This is a genomic window from Candidatus Pelagibacter sp., assembly GCF_965262185.1.
In the GTDB taxonomy this organism is placed as follows: domain Bacteria; phylum Pseudomonadota; class Alphaproteobacteria; order Pelagibacterales; family Pelagibacteraceae; genus Pelagibacter.
On record NZ_OZ253498.1, the window covers coordinates 1329689 to 1347929 of the forward strand.

21 protein-coding genes and 1 pseudogene are annotated in these 18241 nt (G+C 30.5%); 16 read left to right on the forward strand and 6 right to left on the reverse strand.

Annotated features, from left to right (window positions below; genetic code table 11):
- The first annotated feature begins 6 nt into the window (after positions 1-6).
- Genes ACQY31_RS07235 through ACQY31_RS07245 form a run of 3 tightly spaced genes read left to right on the forward strand, consistent with a single transcriptional unit; the run spans position 7 to position 1439 of the window.
- The gene (locus tag ACQY31_RS07235; protein ID WP_428079814.1) at positions 7-441 is read left to right on the forward strand and encodes a c-type cytochrome; all 435 of its coding nucleotides are present in this window, start codon (positions 7-9) and stop codon (positions 439-441) included.
- Positions 442-479: 38 nt separating this feature from the next.
- On the forward strand, positions 480-989 hold the full coding sequence (locus ACQY31_RS07240; protein ID WP_428079815.1) for a cupredoxin domain-containing protein: 510 nt from the start codon (positions 480-482) through the stop codon (positions 987-989).
- Positions 990-1010: 21 nt separating this feature from the next.
- Entirely contained in the window at positions 1011-1439 is a 429-nt protein-coding gene (locus ACQY31_RS07245; protein ID WP_428081208.1) for a DUF4396 domain-containing protein, read from the forward strand.
- A 73-nt stretch (positions 1440-1512) separates the two neighbouring features.
- Here the strand turns inward: ACQY31_RS07245 and ACQY31_RS07250 are convergent, their stop codons facing one another.
- On the reverse strand, positions 1513-2082 hold the full coding sequence (locus ACQY31_RS07250; RefSeq protein ID WP_428079816.1) for a ferric reductase-like transmembrane domain-containing protein: 570 nt from the start codon (positions 2080-2082) through the stop codon (positions 1513-1515).
- 329 nt (positions 2083-2411) lie between these two features.
- Here ACQY31_RS07250 and ACQY31_RS07255 point away from each other — a divergent pair, with 329 nt between their 5' ends.
- The 3 genes and pseudogenes from ACQY31_RS07255 to ACQY31_RS07265 form a co-directional block, all read left to right on the forward strand.
- The gene (locus ACQY31_RS07255; RefSeq protein WP_428079817.1) at positions 2412-2597 is read left to right on the forward strand and encodes a hypothetical protein; all 186 of its coding nucleotides are present in this window, start codon (positions 2412-2414) and stop codon (positions 2595-2597) included.
- Between the two features lie 208 nt (positions 2598-2805).
- Positions 2806-3240: a YqaA family protein gene (locus tag ACQY31_RS07260; protein WP_428079818.1), complete on the forward strand. Its 435-nt coding sequence runs from the start codon at positions 2806-2808 to the stop codon at positions 3238-3240.
- Positions 3231-3479, forward strand: a pseudogene (locus ACQY31_RS07265) (DUF4396 domain-containing protein); the annotation flags it as partial. The gene ACQY31_RS07260 and the pseudogene ACQY31_RS07265, both read left to right, overlap by 10 nt.
- Here ACQY31_RS07265 and ACQY31_RS07270 read toward each other — a convergent pair.
- Both ACQY31_RS07270 and ACQY31_RS07275 read right to left on the reverse strand, forming a co-directional pair.
- A complete protein-coding gene (locus ACQY31_RS07270; protein WP_428079819.1) occupies positions 3466-4782 on the reverse strand; it encodes an MATE family efflux transporter in 1317 nt (438 codons plus the stop codon). The pseudogene ACQY31_RS07265 and the gene ACQY31_RS07270 sit on opposite strands and share 14 nt — an antisense overlap.
- 16 nt (positions 4783-4798) lie before the next feature.
- On the reverse strand, positions 4799-5326 hold the full coding sequence (locus tag ACQY31_RS07275) for a cytochrome b (RefSeq protein WP_428079820.1): 528 nt from the start codon (positions 5324-5326) through the stop codon (positions 4799-4801).
- Between ACQY31_RS07275 and ACQY31_RS07280 the strand changes: the two genes are divergently transcribed.
- Together ACQY31_RS07280 and ACQY31_RS07285 are read left to right on the forward strand one after the other, a co-directional pair.
- Positions 5321-5788 carry a cytochrome c gene (locus tag ACQY31_RS07280; RefSeq protein ID WP_428079821.1) on the forward strand — a complete coding sequence of 156 codons (468 nt, stop codon included), beginning with the start codon at positions 5321-5323 and terminating at the stop codon, positions 5786-5788. The two genes, ACQY31_RS07275 and ACQY31_RS07280, sit on opposite strands and share 6 nt — an antisense overlap.
- 22 nt (positions 5789-5810) lie before the next feature.
- Positions 5811-6332 carry a hypothetical protein gene (locus tag ACQY31_RS07285; RefSeq protein ID WP_428079822.1) on the forward strand — a complete coding sequence of 174 codons (522 nt, stop codon included), beginning with the start codon at positions 5811-5813 and terminating at the stop codon, positions 6330-6332.
- A gap of 286 nt (positions 6333-6618) precedes the next feature.
- On the opposite strand, the gene ACQY31_RS07290 is transcribed toward ACQY31_RS07285, so the two are convergent.
- Genes ACQY31_RS07290 through ACQY31_RS07300 form a run of 3 tightly spaced genes read right to left on the reverse strand, consistent with a single transcriptional unit; the run spans position 6619 to position 9875 of the window.
- Positions 6619-7476: an NAD(P)-dependent oxidoreductase gene (locus ACQY31_RS07290; protein ID WP_428079823.1), complete on the reverse strand. Its 858-nt coding sequence runs from the start codon at positions 7474-7476 to the stop codon at positions 6619-6621.
- Between the two features lie 10 nt (positions 7477-7486).
- Complete coding sequence (locus ACQY31_RS07295; protein WP_428079824.1) at positions 7487-8356, reverse strand: DMT family transporter; 870 nt, start codon at positions 8354-8356, stop codon at positions 7487-7489.
- Between the two features lie 13 nt (positions 8357-8369).
- Positions 8370-9875 carry a UxaA family hydrolase gene (locus ACQY31_RS07300; protein WP_428079825.1) on the reverse strand — a complete coding sequence of 502 codons (1506 nt, stop codon included), beginning with the start codon at positions 9873-9875 and terminating at the stop codon, positions 8370-8372.
- A 46-nt stretch (positions 9876-9921) separates the two neighbouring features.
- Here ACQY31_RS07300 and ACQY31_RS07305 point away from each other — a divergent pair, with 46 nt between their 5' ends.
- The 8 genes from ACQY31_RS07305 to ACQY31_RS07340 all read left to right on the forward strand — a co-directional run bounded on the left by ACQY31_RS07305 (position 9922) and on the right by ACQY31_RS07340 (position 18240).
- Positions 9922-11706 carry an IlvD/Edd family dehydratase gene (locus ACQY31_RS07305; RefSeq protein ID WP_428079826.1) on the forward strand — a complete coding sequence of 595 codons (1785 nt, stop codon included), beginning with the start codon at positions 9922-9924 and terminating at the stop codon, positions 11704-11706.
- Positions 11707-12675: a 2-hydroxyacid dehydrogenase gene (locus ACQY31_RS07310; RefSeq protein ID WP_428079827.1), complete on the forward strand. Its 969-nt coding sequence runs from the start codon at positions 11707-11709 to the stop codon at positions 12673-12675. It begins immediately after the preceding gene.
- 125 nt (positions 12676-12800) lie between these two features.
- The gene (dctP, locus tag ACQY31_RS07315) at positions 12801-13817 is read left to right on the forward strand and encodes a TRAP transporter substrate-binding protein DctP (protein WP_428079828.1); all 1017 of its coding nucleotides are present in this window, start codon (positions 12801-12803) and stop codon (positions 13815-13817) included.
- A 59-nt stretch (positions 13818-13876) separates the two neighbouring features.
- Positions 13877-14446, forward strand: a complete 570-nt coding sequence (locus tag ACQY31_RS07320; RefSeq protein ID WP_428079829.1) for a TRAP transporter small permease subunit — start codon at positions 13877-13879, stop codon at positions 14444-14446.
- A gap of 1 nt (position 14447) precedes the next feature.
- On the forward strand, positions 14448-15770 hold the full coding sequence (locus tag ACQY31_RS07325) for a TRAP transporter large permease (RefSeq protein ID WP_428079830.1): 1323 nt from the start codon (positions 14448-14450) through the stop codon (positions 15768-15770).
- Entirely contained in the window at positions 15767-16636 is an 870-nt protein-coding gene (locus tag ACQY31_RS07330; protein WP_428079831.1) for an NAD(P)-dependent oxidoreductase, read from the forward strand. Before ACQY31_RS07325 ends, ACQY31_RS07330 begins: the two co-directional genes overlap by 4 nt.
- Positions 16633-17376 carry an SDR family oxidoreductase gene (locus tag ACQY31_RS07335; RefSeq protein WP_428079832.1) on the forward strand — a complete coding sequence of 248 codons (744 nt, stop codon included), beginning with the start codon at positions 16633-16635 and terminating at the stop codon, positions 17374-17376. Before ACQY31_RS07330 ends, ACQY31_RS07335 begins: the two co-directional genes overlap by 4 nt.
- A gap of 21 nt (positions 17377-17397) precedes the next feature.
- Complete coding sequence (locus tag ACQY31_RS07340) at positions 17398-18240, forward strand: fumarylacetoacetate hydrolase family protein (RefSeq protein ID WP_428079833.1); 843 nt, start codon at positions 17398-17400, stop codon at positions 18238-18240.
- Position 18241: the final 1 nt, after the last annotated feature.

Sequence of the window (18241 nt, forward strand, 5' to 3'; positions counted from 1 at the left end):
ATCAGAATGATAAAATTTATAAATATTTTTAAAATTTTTATAGTTCTATTATTTTTATCAAATACTACTTTTGCAAATAATCATTTTCCGATTACTACAGATTCTAAAATGATGATTAAAAGAGGTAAAATATTATATGAACAGAATTGTGCTTCATGTCATATGATTAATTTATCCGGAGCAAAGAATTGGAAAGGGGTAGACGAAGATGGTCACAGAAAAGCTCCACCTTTAAATGGTACAGGTCATGCCTGGCACCATGATGACAAAACACTACATGGTATTATAAAATATGGTCTTGCAAAATTAGTTAAAAATTATGAAGGAAAAATGATGGGCTTTGGCGACAAATTGTCTGATAAAGAAATTGATAGTGTTTTGGCTTATATCAAATCTTTTTGGTCAAAAGAGAACTATGAATACCAATTAAAACTTAATTAACATATTGAATTTTTATACAAAAAACCTATGTAAGGCACATGATTAAACATTTATTTATTACTACAATTTCTATAATTCTATCAATCTCAACTGCTTTTGCTGATAAGAGCATGATGATAGGTAAAAAAGGTAAACAAGAAGATGTCACAAGAGTTATCAAAGTATTGATGTATGATAATTATTTTGAACCGAGCTCTTTTCAAGTTCAATCAGGTGAAACTATAAAGTTCGAGGTAGAAAATGTTGGTGAACTAGTTCATGAATTTAACATTGCAAACCCAAAAATGCACATTCAGCATCAATCTGAAATGCAAAAAATGGTTGAAATGGAAATTTTATTAGTTGATAGTATTGATAAAGATAAAATGAAAAAAATGTCAAAGATGGACAAATCAATGGGACATTTTCATGCTAATAGTGTTTTATTGGAGCCTAAAGGTAGTAAAGATTTGATATGGAAATTTGAAAATGCTTCCAATGTAGAAATTGCCTGCAATGTACCGGGTCACTATGATGTCGGTATGATAGCTAAGTTAGATATAAATTAAAATTTAAAGTTGGAAAAAACTATATCATTTAATTGGTCTTGTAATCACACTTGGAAAAGAAGTGCTAAGAACACCGCTTGGTGCTTGTTAGGTTGTGCAATTGGAGACTTTGGAACTATTTTATATTTTCAAATAACAGGTATACCATGGCCTGTTTTAGCTATTATGACTTTAGCAATTATTAATGGTTTAATTACAAGTATTATTTTAGAAACTATAATTTTAATCAAACAAAATTTTAAATTTAAAGATGCTTTAAAAACTGCCTTAGGAATGAGTTTTATCTCAATGGTTAGTATGGAAGTTGCAATGAATTTGACAGATTATCTTTTAACTGGTGGCGCTATGTTAACATGGTGGGTAGTTCCAATAATGCTAACAGTGGGTTTTTTAACCCCTTGGCCTTATAATTATTGGAGATTAAAGAAATTTGGAATTGCTTGTCATTAAATATACTAATGAAAAATACTTCAAAATATAAAGAAAACTTAAATAAGCCAACATTAAAATTTTTTTTTTAAATTTATCTTTTATTATTTTTCCAAGTTTTTATAAAAGCAAATAATTGAAGTGAAATAACTAAAATAACTATTGTAAGAAAAGGAATTTGAGCCCAATTTGGATCAGGTATTCTTTTATGAAAGTGTTGAAAATGAATGAATAAAAAATATCCAGTATGAATAACAATTAACATCCACAAAACATAAGCGCTTTGATGCAAAAATTTCCACACAGAGCTTCCGAGCAATCTTTGACTCCAATTACTTGAAGCAATAGCTAATATTAAGCCATAAATAATTGCAATAATTCCAATAATATTAGAAAGACCAAACCCATGCTCTAACATCACATAATTTTGTGTTTGAGGATGTATAACATAGCCAATTAATCTTAATAAATCCCAACTAACCCAACCAGCAAGAATAATCCCAACATGAATTAAAGCAAGTATAACTCCGTAGATTCCTAACTCTCTTCTCCAGGGAACAAAAAAAATTATTTTTTTGTACAATCGTGATAGTGGTCCAATTAACATTGAAATAGCGATCAATAAAAAACTTGCATCTCCTACAGCTCTATTCCACCGGTGCATGAGTGACCAATCAGATCTTAAATAAAAAAATAGATAGGTAAGAATTATGGAGATCAATAACACAAAGAAATGCCGAGTTTTCCATTTAAAATTATAGTTAATATGCATAATTCTTTATCAGCTATATATTAAACTAGATTAAATTAATGTTTAAACAAAAAAAGGAAAGACATGGAAACTCATATTTATGTAGTTATAGCATTGCTTGCTTATAATGCTTTTGTTTGCACAGCTATTTTGATAAAAATGAAAAAAATTAGATAAACTAAATAAAATAGGTTTTCTATTAAGAATTTGTTAATCTTAAATTTAATTTATCTATAATTAATATGAATGTATTTATAATTTTATCAGTATTGGTAATTGTTGTTGGAGTTATTTTATTGATTGCATCTCCATCTACTTTATTTACTTTGAATTGGAAAGAAAAATCAGGAAAAGATAAATTTCTGATGTTCTTATTTTATAGTATTTTAGTTTATATAATAAATATCATTTTTTGGATCATTAAATAAGTAACTATGTGCCCTGCACCAAGCTACCGGCAAAATACAACAGGCAACAGGAATTAAAGACAATTAACTTTTAAAAATCAACCTAATACATGCAAAGACTTAACATCAATTTTTTGGTATCACGAAACATGAAGAAAGTGATAGCGACCATAGTTTTTGGTTTGTTGGTTTGTAGCAATGCTAATGTAAATCTTCTTGAGTTTGAAAAATGAGTTATATAACTCTTTTTGTCATTTCTTTTTTAGCAGCTACTATTTTACCCTTATCATCAGAAATTATGCTTGCAGGACTTATGGCCGTTCAATCTTATAACAATTTCATATTACTGCTTGTAGCAAGCTTGGGTAACATACTTGGTTCATCTTTTAATTGGGTTTTGGGAATTTATTCTAGAAAATTTGAGTCCAAAAAATGGTTTCCATTTAATCAAAAACAAATGAAGCGATCTTCCAAATGGTTTTTGAAGTATGGTAAATGGTCTTTGTTGTTTGCTTGGTTGCCTATAGTTGGAGATCCGCTAACCTTTGTTGCGGGTACTATGCGAATTCGTTTCTTAGATTTTTTAATCCTGGTTGCTATAGGGAAAGTGGGACGTTATCTTATGGTTATGGCAGCGACAGATTTGTCTTTAAAATTATTTTAGAAACTATAATTTTAATCAAACAAAATTTTAAATTTAAAGATGCTTTAAAAACTGCCTTAGGAATGAGTTTTATCTCAATGGTTAGTATGGAAGTTGCAATGAATTTGACAGATTATCTTTTAACAGGTGGGGCCATGTTAACATGGTGGGTTGTGCCAATAATGCTTATTGTTGGTTTTTTAACTCCATGGCCTTATAATTATTGGAGATTAAAGAAATTTGGTATTAGTTGCCATTAAATCTTAAATAAATCTTGTTTAAATAATAATATAAAGACAACGCTCTCAAGATCATAAATATAGTTAGCGATATCCAAACCCCATCATTTGAAATGTAATTTGTGAGAACTAATGAAATTAATAAATACAAAGAAACAGAGAAAAACATAGCATTTCTAATTTCTTTTGTTTGAGAGGCTCCAATGAAAATACCGTCAAATTGATAACAAAAAGATGCAAAAAAAGGTAAAATAATCATCCATATTGAATAATCTAAACTTAAAGATCTTATTTGATCAATATCAGACATCATATAAATCACATTCTTGTGAACAAAATAATACACAATAGAAATACTTAATCCTGTAACTGAACTTAAAATAAAAGAATTTTTAACAATAGTACTGAATAAATTTTTATCTTTCTTTCCCAAAGAATAACCAATAATTCCCTCAGTTGAAAATGCATAAGCATCTAAAATAAATGCAGATAGAAAAACAAGATTAATTAATATCGCGTTAGCAGCGATATACTCTTCTCCAATTTTTGATCCGAGATATGTGAACCATAAAAAAGAAAAAGTAAGCAATATAGTTCTAATAAAAATATTAAAATTAATATTAAAAATATTTTTTAATTTATTTAAATCGACTATCTCTCTTATTATAAAATTAATTTTTGTGAGCTTGTTTAAATAAACAAAAGTATAAAATAAAAATGCAGTAGAAGTAATTATCCCAGAAAAAAGAGTTCCATATGCAACACCTTTAATATTTAAATTGTATTGAGTTACGAGAATTATGCTCAGTATAATATTTAATATTGAGAAAAAACCTACTGCAATACTTGAAATTTTTGTTTTTTGTAATCCAACAAAGAGACCCGTTATAATATAAAGAGTAAGTTCACCTGGGGCTGAATAAATTCTAATTTTAAAATATTCTTCATAAAAAGTAGTAGTTTGAGTATTTAGTTCAAAAATTTGTAGACTTATCTTAAGAATTAAATTTTGAGCAAAAAATAAGACAATAGAAAGTATTATTACAAATAACAAATTTCTTAATATAATATTTAAAATTTCCTTATAATTTTTAGCTCCATTTGCTTGTGAGACCATTCCGACTGTTCCCATTCTTAAAAATCCAAAGCTCCAAAAAATCATTGAAAATAAATTTGCTGCAACAGAAGTTGCGGATAAATAGGAAACATTTCCCAAGTTCCCCATTAAAGAAGTATCAATTATAGCTACTAGTGGAATAGCTAAATTAGCAAAAAAAATTGGAATAGATAATTTTAAAATATATCCAATAGAAGATTTTTCCATATGTATCAGGAATTATTTACAATATTTTCTTTAATAAATTTTCTTTAAAGAATAATTTGTGAATTATAACGGCACTTATATGTAGAGCAACTAGACCGATCAGAGCATAGTTTGATAAGATATGAATATTGTAAAATTGATCAGCAAGTTCAAAATTATCTTCTATTTTTATTTTTTTAAAAAAAATCACTAAGGATTCACCATTAAATAGTTTTTTTAATATTCCAGATATAGTTATTGACAAGATAGCTATGTATAAAAACAAATGATTTAGTTTAGCAATAAACCTTTGTCCTAAAAAAGTGGCAGGACCTAACTTTGGTATAGGATTAATTAAATTATTTAGTAATCTAAAAATTACAACATAAAATATTCCAAGCCCAACCAACACATGAATATTTTCAATAGTTATTCTTTCTTCCCCAAAATCTAAATCAACTAAATAAAATCCAAGAGGAATTTGAATTAAAAGTAAAATTGCGCTTAGCCAGTGCAATAACTTTGATATTATTCCATATTCTGTTAAGGTGTTCTTAACATGCATAGCATATTAAAACATATCAAAAAGATCTTTGGTACAACAATATTGTCTTTTATAATGATGTTTTCTGGCTCATTAGCTAATGCAGAATTGTCAGTAGAGGATATTATTAAAAGTAGAAAAGCACTATTTAGTAAGAATTATAGCACCGCTAAGAGGGTTCAGTCTTTTTCCTCAAATGGAGATTTTGACGAAGCGATAGAACTAATGAAAGAAATGAATGAAAATTACATTACTTTATTAGATCTATTTCCAGAAAATTCTAAAGAAGGATTTAAAACAGAAGCACTACCTATAATTTGGGAAGAAAAAGATGCTTTTAACGAATTAATGCAAAAATCTGCTGATGATATGATTAAACTTACTTCTATTATAGAAGATGCAGATGACATTAAAGGAACTCTAGGAAAATTGATGTGGGCAAACTGTAAGGCATGTCACTCAAAATATAGAGTACCACAATAGACTTTAGTCTTAAAAATAGACAATGATTCCACTAACTGTAACAGATCATATAGAGGAATATGTTTCTCAAGAAATATATGTTCAAGTTGCAATAATTAAAGGTAAAGAAAAAATTTCCACAGAATTGGCAATAAAAAAATATTTTGTTAGCAATCATTTTAAAGATTTAAGTTTAGGAAAACCTTACGACCATTTTATCGATGGTTTAAAAGACAAATGTTTAGGTAAATTAAAAAATTCCCCTATGAGAAACACAAAAACAGAGGACGAAACAATTAAAATGTTACAAAAAAAATTAAATGAGTTAAATGATGTTGAATTAGAGGATACTTATTGGGAAATAGAAACTGGAGAATTTTTTTCAGGTGAACAAATTAAAGAGTTAGAAAAAGATCGAGATAAACTAATTACAAAATTGAACTCAAGAGACGAAAATGAAGTTGTGAAAACAATTTTTAACTTTTGTGAAATTTATGAGAAGTTGTGTGATAAAAAATATCCAGAAGCACCACTTCCGCTCGAAATATTGAAGTCTAAAAATTGATTTTTTTTAAGGGTTCGCTCTTTAGTTGATACCTAAAGAGCTCCCTTTTTATAGCCTCTTTGGCATTAAATCCAAACGGATTTTATTACTTTTAAGTTTTTTGATATCTAAAGATCTTCAGCTAAGTATCAGGTGGTAGTAATTTTAACATAAACCTCCTTCATCTAAAAAGTTAATTATATTAAAATTATTTTCAATAAATTTATTTGTATTTTATGTAAATAAATATGTTGAATACAACCTACTGCTTTAGTAGATTCCCGATATTTTATTTAGTTTACTTCAATTACTTTTTATTTATTAATTCACTAATAAAATTTTCTCCATAACCATCATCAACAGCTTTTTGAAAATAATTTTTATTTAGTTCAGCAACTTTTTTAGCTTCAGGAAAATCTTTTAAAAGATCCTGAATGTAAGTTAAATCTTTAACAGAGTTACTTGCGGTAAATTTAAATCCTGTGTAATCACCTTTAAGCAAATTATCAAAAACTCTGTTTAGGGCCGCAGAGTTTCCAGATCCTAACTTTGCAACATCAAACACTTTCTTTAGATCTAATCCTAATCCAGTAGCACATTTTGCTAAATGATTTACTAATGCTCCATTTCCTAAAGATAAAAAGTTATTTAAAAGTTTTGATTTTGCACCCATGCCAACTGGACCAAAATGAAAATAATGCTTACAAAATATATTAAAATAAGGCTCTGCTATTTTAAAATTCTCATCTGATGCTCCAACAATACCACCTAAAACACCTTCCTCTGCTTGGACAGGTCCTCCCATTACCGGGCATTCAACGTAGTTAATATTATTTAATTTAAAAATTGCCTCAGTTTCAATGGAGCCTGTTTTATTGTGAGTAGTAATATCAATTACAATTGTTTTATTACTTAATATGTTGGACAATTTTTCTGAAATAGATTTTGCAATTGGTGTGTTGGTAACACACATAAATAAAGCATCTAAATTTTTAGATGCAAAATCTTCAAATGATTTAACTTCTTCAGCTCCTTCACTTACTATCTTTTCAATGGGTTTACGATTTTTGTTAGCAATTACAAAAAGATTATTTTTGTGTTTAATAATATTCTTGGCTATTCCATAACCCATATAACCAACACCAATAAAACCAATATTTTTCATTAATCCCTCTTCAAGTTGTTTTTTTTGATCCTTCAGTTCTAATAAATAGTATACCAAAAACTATAATTCCAACTACTCCAATAAGTTTGTTTATATCAAATGGTACACTAAAGATTAAAAAATTTATGATTGTTGACCAAATTAGTTGCGAATATTGAAAGTTAGTTACAAAAGATAGGTTAGAAAGTTGGATGGCATAAATGATTAACGAGTGACTAACAAAACCTGCTACACCAAGTATTAGTAAATACAACCAATAAATATTTTTGTCTAACGGCTCCCAATTAAAAAAAATAAATATAGTAAAAATTATTGCACCTAAAATCGAGGTATAAAAAATTGCTGCGAAAGGATCATTGTCTCCTGACACAACTTTTGTGAAAAATTGATAAAGAGCCCAGCATATAGGGGGAACTATTGGAAATATTAAATCTATACTAAATATTTTCATACTTGGACCTAAAGAATAAATAATAGAGCCAAAACTTAAGAGCATAAGTATTATTCCTTTGAAAGTTAAAATATCTTTTAAAAAATAAGCAGAAAGCAAAGAAACAATTAATGGAGCAGTAAAGAACACTACATAAATATCTACTAGGTCAAACTTTTGAAGAGAAAAAAACATAAAGGTTGTTGCTGTCACCATCAATATTGATCTTATTATTTGGACTTTAAAATTTTTTTTTAGATTTACTTTTGGCTTAAATATTAAAAAAAATATAATTAAAGATACTAAGTGAAAAAAAAATCTTCCCCATATTGCTTGTGTAACTGGCATAACAGTGCCCAAATATTTTGCTGTAGAATCCATACAAACAAACATAAAGAAACCGCCCGCAGCTAATAAAATTACGTTTAATATAGATGTTTGATTTTGCACTTTAGAAAATTTATTACATTACAACGCCTACTTGCCAAGGATTGAACTCCTCGTCACCGTAGCCATTGATTTCACTCTTAGATTTATTTCCTGATGCAGTATTTACTACTAATTCAAATATTTTTTGACCAACTTCTTCAACTTTTTCTTTTCCTTCAGCTATTGTTCCACAGTTAATATCCATATCTTCTGACATTCTTTCAAACATTGCTGAATTAGTTGATAGTTTTAAACTTGGAACTGGTTTACATCCAAAACAAGATCCTCTTCCAGTTGTAAAACAAATTACATTCGCTCCTGATGCAACTTGACCTGTAACAGAAACTGGATCATATCCAGGTGAATCCATAAAATTGAAACCTTTGTTTTTAAGAGGTTCGGCATAATTTAATACATCTTGTAAAATTGAGTTTCCTCCTTTAGCAACTGCTCCTAAAGATTTTTCTAAAATAGTTGTTAGACCACCTTTTTTGTTTCCTGGTGCAGGGTTATTGTCCATAGAACTATTGTTAATTGTTGTGTAATGTCTCCACCATTCAATTCTTTTTAAAAGCTTGTCAGCAGTTTTTTGTGAATTAGCTCTATTAATTAATAAATGTTCTGCTCCATAAATTTCTGGTGTCTCAGATAAAATTGAACTTCCACCTTTTTTAACTAATAGATCTGCCGCAACTCCTAATGCAGGATTAGCAGTTATTCCTGAATATCCATCAGAGCCACCACATTGAAGAGCTAAAGTTAAATGACTTACTGGTTGTGAAGTTCTTTGAACATTATTGGCTTCTGAAAGTAAATTTTTAATTTGGGATAATACTTTCTCTACTATTTTTTTAGTTCCACCCTCATCCTGGATAGTTAGAAAATGAATTCGGTTATGTTTCTTTAACGATTCATCAAACAAACTGACTTGCGCACATTCACATCCTAAACCTATAACAAAAACATGAGAAAAATTAGGGTGATTTTTAAATCCATCTATAGTTCTTTGAAAAATTTGCATTCCTTCACTTTCAGTGTTCATTCCACAACCTGTCGAGTGAGTAATTGGTACTATGCCATCAATGTTTGGGTAATCTTTTAAAATATCAGAATATTTAATCCTCTCAACGATCATCTTAGTGACAGTTGCAGAGCAATTAACAGTACTTACAATTCCAATGTAATTTCTAGTAGCAACCTGTCCATTATCTCTTAAAATTCCATTAAAGAAGGTGTCTGCTTTTTCATCAATAATATGTTTTTTATCTGTAACTTTAAAATCTCTTTTGAACTCTCTAAATTCTAAATTATGCGAATGAACATGCTGTCCAGGCTTAATATCATCCAATGCAAAACCAATAATTTGATCATATTTGATAATAGGATCACCTTTTTTAATCTGTTTTAAAGACACTTTGTGACCAAAAGGGATTGGATCCAATGTACTTATATTATGACCTTCAATTTTTGTTTTTTCTGGTATGATAAATTGACTTACGCCAACATTGTCATTGCCATTTAAAACTATTAGATTATTCATAAATTTATTATATAACCAATAACTTAAACAAACCATTATATTAATTATGCCTAAAAAAAGAAAAAAAGCCTTTAGAAGTCAACAGTGGTTCAATAATCCAAAAAACCCTGACATGACGGCTTTATATTTAGAAAGGTATTTAAATTATGGTCTTACAAGAAAAGAATTACAATCTGGAAATCCAATTATAGGAATAGCACAATCTGGCAGTGATCTTTCTCCATGTAACAGGCATTTCATGTCTTTGAGTAAAAGAATAAAAGATGGAATTAGAAGAGCAGGCGGTATACCAATGGAATTTCCAACTCACCCAATTCAAGAAACTGGAAAAAGACCAACAGCAATGTTGGATAGAAATCTCTCTTATTTGTCACTAGTAGAGGTTTTATATGGATACCCAATTGATGGAGTTATCTTAACAACAGGATGTGATAAAACTACTCCAGCTGCTTTGATGGCAGCTGCAACTGTAAATATTCCTGCAATAGTTTTATCAGGTGGTCCAATGTTAGATGGAGTTTACAAAGGTAAATTAGCTGGTTCAGGAATGGTAGTTTGGGAAGCAAGAAAAATGTTAGCCAAAGGAGAAATTAAATACGAAGAATTTATGGATATGGTTGCATCTTCTGCACCAAGTGCTGGACATTGTAATACTATGGGAACAGCTTCTTCAATGAACTCTGTTGCTGAAGCATTGGGTATGTCTTTACCAGGGGGTGCAGTTATTCCAGCTCCTTATAGAGAAAGAGAACAAATTTCATATGAAACAGGAAAAAGAATTGTTGGAATGGTTCATGAAGATTTAACTCCTTCAAAAATTATGACACGTAAAGCTTTTGAAAACGCAGTAGTAGTTGCAAGTGCTATTGGTGGCTCAAGCAACTGCACCGCTCATCTAAGTGCTATTGCAAAGCATATGGGAATTAAATTTGATCTTTCTGATTGGCAAAAACTTGGTCACAACATTCCGTTATTAGTGAATTGTCAACCTGCAGGAGAATACTTAATGGAGAGTTTTCATAGAGCTGGAGCTATACCTGCGGTAATGAAAGAATTAATTAAAAACAAAAAAATTCATACAAAAATAAAGACAGTCACAGGAAAAACTGTAGGAGAAAATTTAAGAAGGAAAGTTGATGTAGATAACAAGGTAATCAAAACATTTAAAAATGCTCTAACAGAAAAAGCTGGATTTTTAGTTATGAAAAGTAACTTTTTCTCATCTGCTATTATGAAAACATCTGTAATCAGTAAAGAATTTAGAGATCAATATTTGTCAAATCCTAAGCACCCAAATGTTTTTGAATGTAAAGCAATAGTTTTTGAAGGTCCTGAGGATTATCATAAAAGACTTAATGATAAGAAGTTAAAAATAGATGAAAACTCTCTATTAATTATAAGAGGTTGTGGACCTGTTGGTTATCCTGGATCTGCAGAAGTAGTGAACATGCAACCACCAGACAGGTTGTTAAAAAAAGGAATAAGACATTTACCAACTCTTGGAGATGGAAGACAGAGCGGAACATCAGAAAGCCCATCAATACTTCATGTTTCACCTGAGTCTGCAGTAGGTGGAGATCTAGGTATTGTTAAAACTTATGACAAAATAAAAATAGACTTAAATAAAAGAAGAGTTGATTTATTGATTTCTCAAGCTGAATTTAAAAAACGAAGAAAAAACAAAAAAGTATTTAAACCAAATAATCAAACTCCATGGCAAGAAATTTTTAGAAATACTGTGGGTCAATTAGACGATGGTGCATGTATAAATTCTAGAGGAAAATATTTGGATGTATCTCATACAAAAGGTTTACCTAGAGATTCACATTAAATGAAACCTAAGATATTAGTTTCTAGAAAAATTTCAGATTTAGCAGAGGAAAAACTTAGTAAAGAATTTGATGTAACATTAAATCCAAAAGATGAACCAATCCCAGAAAGTGAGTTAATTAAAATTATCAACGACTATGATGGGATGATTTCTACAGGGTTTGATAAAATTGGAGAAAATTTTTTCAATAATCTAAATGGTAAATTAAAAATCATTGCTCAGGTGGGAGTGGGGTATGATAATATCTCTGTTAACTCTGCTTTAGAAAAAAAAATAAAAGTTACCAATACACCTAACGTGTTAAATGAAGCTGTTGCAGAGCTTACTATTCTTTTAATTTTAGCTACCTCAAGAAGAATTGGCGAAGCTTATAATTTAGTTAGAACTGATAATTGGAAAAATCAAAAACCTGACTTAACTAAATTTATGATTGGTAATTCAGTCACTGGCAAAACTTTAGGTATTATTGGTATGGGACGAATAGGAAGAATGGCTGCTAAAAGTGCAAAAGCATTTGGCATGAAAATAATTTATTATAATAGAAATAAGTTGTCTGCAGATTTAGAGGATGGTGCAAAATACTATTCAGATTTAAATTCAATGTTACCAAATTGTGATTTTGTGAGCATACACACCCCAGCTACTGCAGAAACAAAATACATTCTTAATAAAGATACAATTAGCTTGTTACCAAAACATGCTGTAGTTATAAACACATCAAGAGGTTCAACAATTGATGACGATGCATTAATAGATGCACTAGAAAATAAAAAAATTTATGCAGCTGGATTAGATGTTTTTAACAATGAACCAAATTTAGATAATAGATATTTAAATTTAGATAACTGTTTTGTGCTTCCTCACGTCGGTAGTGCGACACATGAAACACGTCTTGCAATGAGTATGATGGCAGTCGATAATATTTATTGTTTTTTTAACAAAAAACCCTTGATTTCAGAAGTAGTTTAGAACAATTCTAATCTTTATATTTATAAAATATATATAATTTCTATATATAATATCTAAACTGATTTAATTGAAATGGAAAATCATTTGTGATTAACTTTCGAAAAAACATAAACGAGAGGAAGATAATGTTTAAATTAATATCTAAAACTTTAGCAGCAGTGGCTATGGTTTCAGTTGCTTTATTTGGCTCTGCAAATGCAAAGACTTTAAAGATTGAAACTCACTTTACTGCTAGTTCACCAAATGGTGAAGTTGCGGCTCAGTTCGCAAAAAATGTAGAAAAATTTTCTGGTGGAAGCTTGAAAGTTGAAATGTTCTACTCATCTTCAGTAACAGGTAAATCTGCTGAGGTGTTTAACTCTGCACAAACTGGAATTATCGATTGTGATATGACTGGTGCTGGTTACCAAACTGGTAAAAATGCAGCGTTCCAATTTGCAGGTGATGTAATGGGTGGATATGACAACCCATACCAACAATATGAATTCTTGAACTACCCAGGTGCTCAAGAAGCTGTTGATGCATTATACAACAAATACGGAATGACTTTAATTGGTTGGTGGATACCAGGACATGAGTCTTTAATATCTAGCAGACCAATTCCAGATGTTGCTTCATTGAAAGACTTTAAATTTAGATCACCTCCAGGAATGGAAAGTATGATCTTTACAACTTTAGGTGCGAAGCCAATCGTTATGGACTTTGGTGAAGTTCCTACAGCTTTACAAACTGGTCTAATCGATGGTGCTGACTATTCATCTTTAGCAACTAACTATGCTGGTGGACACTATGAGCAAAACAAATATGCTACATACCCAGGTTTCCACTCTATGCCGGCTGACCACTTAGCTTGTAACACAAAAGTATGGAACAAGTTAAAGCCTCATGAGCAAGGTGCTATGAAAGCAGCAATTGAAATCGCTGGAAGAACTATTACTAGCTTAGTTGAGAGAAAAAACGCTGAAGCTGTAAAAGCTTTAAATGAAATGGGCGTTACTCTTCATGACTGGTCTAGAGAAGATAGACTTAAATTCAGACAAGCTGCACTTGCTGCTTGGGAAGAATGGAAGACAAAATCTCCAGAAGCCGCTCAACTTATTGAAATGCACAAAGCTTACATGAAAGCTAATGGCATTATGTAATAAATAAATTTTGAAGGGCCTGAAAAGGCCCTTCGAATAAAATCTAAAATTTTTACTCAATGATTGATAAAGAGTTACAAGAACAGAATGAAAAAGTAGCGAGTAAAGATGATTTTCCAATAAATTGGATTGATAGAATTTCCTTATTTTTAAGCCACACAATAAAATATCTTATTCCAGTTATAGTAATTGTAATGATGTACGAGATATTTATGAGGTACGTTTTATTTAAGCCTACTTTGTGGGCAAATGAATTATGTTTATGGCTTGCTGGTGTTTGTTATTTAGTTGGTGGAATTTACGCAACAAGATTAAGAAGCCATATTAGAATAGTTTTACTTTACGATTGGGTGGGAAGACCTACACAAAGAATTTTTGACTTAATTAGTACTATTATTATTGTACTTTTTGCTACAGCAGTAATTTATGGTGGATGGGAAGATGCGCACAGATCTTTCACTACTTGGGAGAGATTTGCAACTTATTGGGATCCTCCAATTCCAGCTACAATGAAACCACTTACACTTTTATGTGTATTCCTTATAGCTCTTCAATCAGTAAATAACTTAATTATTGATTGGAGAAATCCAAAAGAGAAACAATACGACCCATCAAAAGAATTAAAGTAAGATGGAATTTGAAATAGGAACACTCTCGATAATATTAATAGTTGGATTATTAGCGCTAATATCTATTGGTGTTCCGATGGGATTTGCATCAGGTTTCATGGGTGCAGTGCTAGTATTTTTATATATAGGAGAACACGCATTAGGAATATTGCTTTCAAGGTATTATTCATTAGTTGTTACTTATTCTTTTTTATCAGTGCCTTTATTTATCTTTATGGCCTCCTTGCTCGAACGCTCAAACATTGCAAGAGATCTTTATGATGCTTTAAACGCGTGGTTAAGAAAAACTAGAGGAGGAGTAGGTGTAGTTACTGCAATCATGGCAACCATCATGGCTGCAATGAGTGGAATTATTGGAGGAGAAATAGTTTTATTAGGATTAATTGCATTACCTCAAATGTTAAGACTTAAATATGATCAAGATATGTCTATTGGTATTATTTGTGCATCTGGATCTTTAGGAACCATGATACCTCCATCAATTGTCTTAATTATTTATGGATTAACAACAGAAACTTCTATTACGATGTTATTCCAAGAAGCAATTGTTCCAGGTTTGATGATCTCAGGTTTAATTATCACATACATTCTTATTAGAACAAGATTACAACCTCATTTAGCTCCAATAAGTGATGAGCCAGCTTTAACTTTAAAAGAAAAAATGTCTTACCTTCCAGGTCTACTTCCACCAATTGGAATTGTAATTATTGTATTAGGTTCAATTTATTCTGGAATGACTGGTATTACTGAAGCTGCGGGGATGGGAGTTGTTGCGACATTAATTATTATTTTTGCAAGAAAAGAACTGACATGGTTTTTATTTAAAGATGCATTAACAAGAACTTTCAAAGCATCTGGAACAATTTTGACAATTACTTTTGGTGCAACAGTTTTAGCAGGAGCTTATTCTCTTGCTGGAGGTCCAAAATATGTAGCTGAAACAATTTTAGCTTATGATTTGAAACCAATGTATTTAATTTTCATGATGCAGATTATGTTCTTAATCATGGGAGCATTCATGGACTGGGTTGGAATTGTATTGTTAGCAATGCCAGTATTTTTACCAATTGTTTTAGCTCTGGGTTTTGATCCAATTTGGTTTGGAATTTTATTCTGTGTAAATATGCAGGTTTCATTTTTAAGTCCACCATTTGGGCCCGCCGCTTTCTATTTAAAATCGGTTGCTCCTCCGCATATATCTTTAACAGATATCTTTAGAGGTTTTGCTCCATTTATAGTAATTCAGTTAATTGTATTAGCATGTGTTATGTTCTTTCCTGAAGCAATGACACAAAATTTCCACGAGTTTAAACCCAAACCATGATAACAATTGGATTTATTGGAACAGGCCTAATGGGACTTCCAATGGCTAAAAATATATTAAAATCTGGATTTAAATTAAAAGCTTTTAATCGATCAATAGAAAAAGCAGAACCATTAAAAGAATTTGGTGCAGAAATTTCAAAAACTATAAGTAATGTAGTAAAAGACAGTGATTTTGTTATAACCATGTTAACTGACGATAGTGCGGTAGATGCAATAACTTCTAGTACAGATTTTTTAGACAACTTAAAACCAGGTTCAACAGTTATAGACATGAGTTCTGTAAAACCCACAACAGCAACAAAACATGGAGCAAATTTAAAATCAAAAAATGTAAATTATTTAGACGCACCAGTTTCAGGAGGAACAATTGGAGCAGAAGAAGCTTCACTAGCCATTATGGTTGGAGGTGAACAAAATGTATTTGAAAATTCTGAAAAAATTTTAAAAGCAATGGGAAACCCAACATTAGTTGGACCCATTGGAAGTGGACAAGTATCAAAACTAGCAAATCAAATTGTTGTTGGAGTTACAATAGGAGCGGTTGCAGAAGCCATAACACTATGTGAAAAAGCTGGAGCAGATCCAAATAAATTAATCAAAGCTCTTTCAGGTGGATGGGCAGATAGTAAAATACTTCAAACACATGGAAAAAGAATGATTGATAAAGATTTTACCCCTAAGGGTAAGACTTATACTCATTTGAAAGATATGAATAATATTTTAGAATGTGCAAATTCTTATAATACTCATTTACCTATTTCAAATTTAGTTAAAGAAATGTATAAGACTTTAGTTGATAATGGTCATGGTAACACTGATCACAGTTCACTTTATAACGAGATTGAAAGGATAAATAAGAAATGAGTGGAAGACTTAATGGGAAACAAATTGTTGTAACAGCAGCAGGACAAGGAATTGGAAAAGCAACTGCAATTGCATTTCACAAAGAAGGAGCTCACGTAACAGCTACAGATTTAAACGATAAAACATTAGCAGAATTAAATAAAGAATATCCAGATATCAAAGTTACCAAATTAGACTCAACTGATAACAACGCTATCTTAGAATTTACCAAAACTCTTGATAAAGTAGATGTGTTATTTAATGCAGTTGGATTTGTTCATCATGGAACAATTCTTGAATGTGATGAAAAAGACTGGGATTTCTCATCAAATGTAAATGTTAAATCAATGTATTTTATGTGTAAGGCAATATTACCACTAATGGTAAAACAAAATGGTGGAAGTATTATTAATGTGTCTTCATGTGCTTCAAGCTTAAAAGGTTTTCCTAACAGATTTGTTTATGGGACAACAAAAGGTGCTGTAATAGGTCTAACTAAAGCTATAGCTGCCGACTTTGTAAAACAAAATATTAGATGTAATTCAATTGCTCCTGGAACAGTTTATTCACCATCATGGCAAGATAGAGTAAACCAGAGTCCAGATCCAGTTCAGGCAAAAAAAGATTTTATTGCAAGACAACCAATGGGAAGATTAGGAACTGCAGAAGAAATTGCTGCAGTTGCAGTTTATCTAGCAAGTGATGATGCAACATTTACAACAGGAACTACAATTTCTGTTGATGGTGGAATTTCAATATAATTTAATAACAAAAGGACAATTATGAAATTATTAAGAGTAGGTCAAAAAGGACAAGAAAAACCAGCAGCTTTAGACAAAGATGGTAAAATTAGAGATATCAGTTCACATATTTCAGATTTAAATCCTGATCATTTAGATTTTGAAACTATTTCAAAATTACAAAGTGCTGATTTAGCAAGTCTTCCAGAGATATCATCAAGTGAAAGAATTGGTTCATGTATTACAAAACCAGGAAAATTTATTGCAATAGGTTTAAATTTTTCAGACCACGCTGCTGAAACAGGAGCAGAAGTTCCATCTGAGCCAATTACTTTTATGAAAGCAACAAGTTGCATCAATGGTCCTAACGATGATATCGAAATTGTGTCTGGTTCAAAAAAATTAGACTGGGAAGTAGAATTAGGAATTGTAATTGGAAAACACACAAAACATATTTCAGAAGCTCAATCCCAAGATCACATCTTAGGATATTGTTTAGTAAACGATATTAGTGAAAGAGAATGGCAAATAGAAAAAATGGGTCAATGGGTTAAAGGAAAATCTCATGACACGTATGGACCAATTGGACCTTACTTGGTAACTAAAGATGAAATTGCTGATATCAATAATTTAAAAATGAGTTTAGATGTTAACGGTCAAAGAATGCAGACTGGAAATACTAATACTATGATCTTTAATGTTAACGTTATTGTATCTTATTTAAGTAAATTCATGTCATTACAGCCAGGTGATATTATTACGACTGGTACACCTCCAGGAGTTGGTATGGGAATGAAGCCACAACAATTCTTGAAAGCTGGTGATACAATGAGATTGTCAATTGAAAATTTAGGAGAGCAAAACTCTAAAGTAGTTGCTTTATAAT

Bases quoted from the DNA above. Each gene is read 5' to 3' on its own strand.
- ACQY31_RS07235 (WP_428079814.1), top strand. From the start codon at position 7: ATGATAAAATTTATAAATATTTTTAAAATTTTTATAGTTCTATTATTT.
- ACQY31_RS07240 (WP_428079815.1), top strand. From the start codon at position 480: ATGATTAAACATTTATTTATTACTACAATTTCTATAATTCTATCAATC.
- ACQY31_RS07250 (WP_428079816.1), bottom strand. From the start codon at position 2,082: ATGCACCGGTGGAATAGAGCTGTAGGAGATGCAAGTTTTTTATTGATC.
- ACQY31_RS07255 (WP_428079817.1), top strand. From the start codon at position 2,412: ATGAATGTATTTATAATTTTATCAGTATTGGTAATTGTTGTTGGAGTT.
- ACQY31_RS07260 (WP_428079818.1), top strand. From the start codon at position 2,806: ATGAGTTATATAACTCTTTTTGTCATTTCTTTTTTAGCAGCTACTATT.
- ACQY31_RS07270 (WP_428079819.1), bottom strand. From the start codon at position 4,782: ATGGAAAAATCTTCTATTGGATATATTTTAAAATTATCTATTCCAATT.
- ACQY31_RS07280 (WP_428079821.1), top strand. From the start codon at position 5,321: ATGCATAGCATATTAAAACATATCAAAAAGATCTTTGGTACAACAATA.
- ACQY31_RS07275 (WP_428079820.1), bottom strand. From the start codon at position 5,326: ATGCATGTTAAGAACACCTTAACAGAATATGGAATAATATCAAAGTTA.
- ACQY31_RS07285 (WP_428079822.1), top strand. From the start codon at position 5,811: ATGATTCCACTAACTGTAACAGATCATATAGAGGAATATGTTTCTCAA.
- ACQY31_RS07290 (WP_428079823.1), bottom strand. From the start codon at position 7,476: ATGAAAAATATTGGTTTTATTGGTGTTGGTTATATGGGTTATGGAATA.
- ACQY31_RS07300 (WP_428079825.1), bottom strand. From the start codon at position 9,875: ATGAATAATCTAATAGTTTTAAATGGCAATGACAATGTTGGCGTAAGT.
- ACQY31_RS07305 (WP_428079826.1), top strand. From the start codon at position 9,922: ATGCCTAAAAAAAGAAAAAAAGCCTTTAGAAGTCAACAGTGGTTCAAT.
- ACQY31_RS07310 (WP_428079827.1), top strand. From the start codon at position 11,707: ATGAAACCTAAGATATTAGTTTCTAGAAAAATTTCAGATTTAGCAGAG.
- dctP (WP_428079828.1), top strand. From the start codon at position 12,801: ATGTTTAAATTAATATCTAAAACTTTAGCAGCAGTGGCTATGGTTTCA.
- ACQY31_RS07320 (WP_428079829.1), top strand. From the start codon at position 13,877: ATGATTGATAAAGAGTTACAAGAACAGAATGAAAAAGTAGCGAGTAAA.
- ACQY31_RS07325 (WP_428079830.1), top strand. From the start codon at position 14,448: ATGGAATTTGAAATAGGAACACTCTCGATAATATTAATAGTTGGATTA.
- ACQY31_RS07330 (WP_428079831.1), top strand. From the start codon at position 15,767: ATGATAACAATTGGATTTATTGGAACAGGCCTAATGGGACTTCCAATG.
- ACQY31_RS07335 (WP_428079832.1), top strand. From the start codon at position 16,633: ATGAGTGGAAGACTTAATGGGAAACAAATTGTTGTAACAGCAGCAGGA.
- ACQY31_RS07340 (WP_428079833.1), top strand. From the start codon at position 17,398: ATGAAATTATTAAGAGTAGGTCAAAAAGGACAAGAAAAACCAGCAGCT.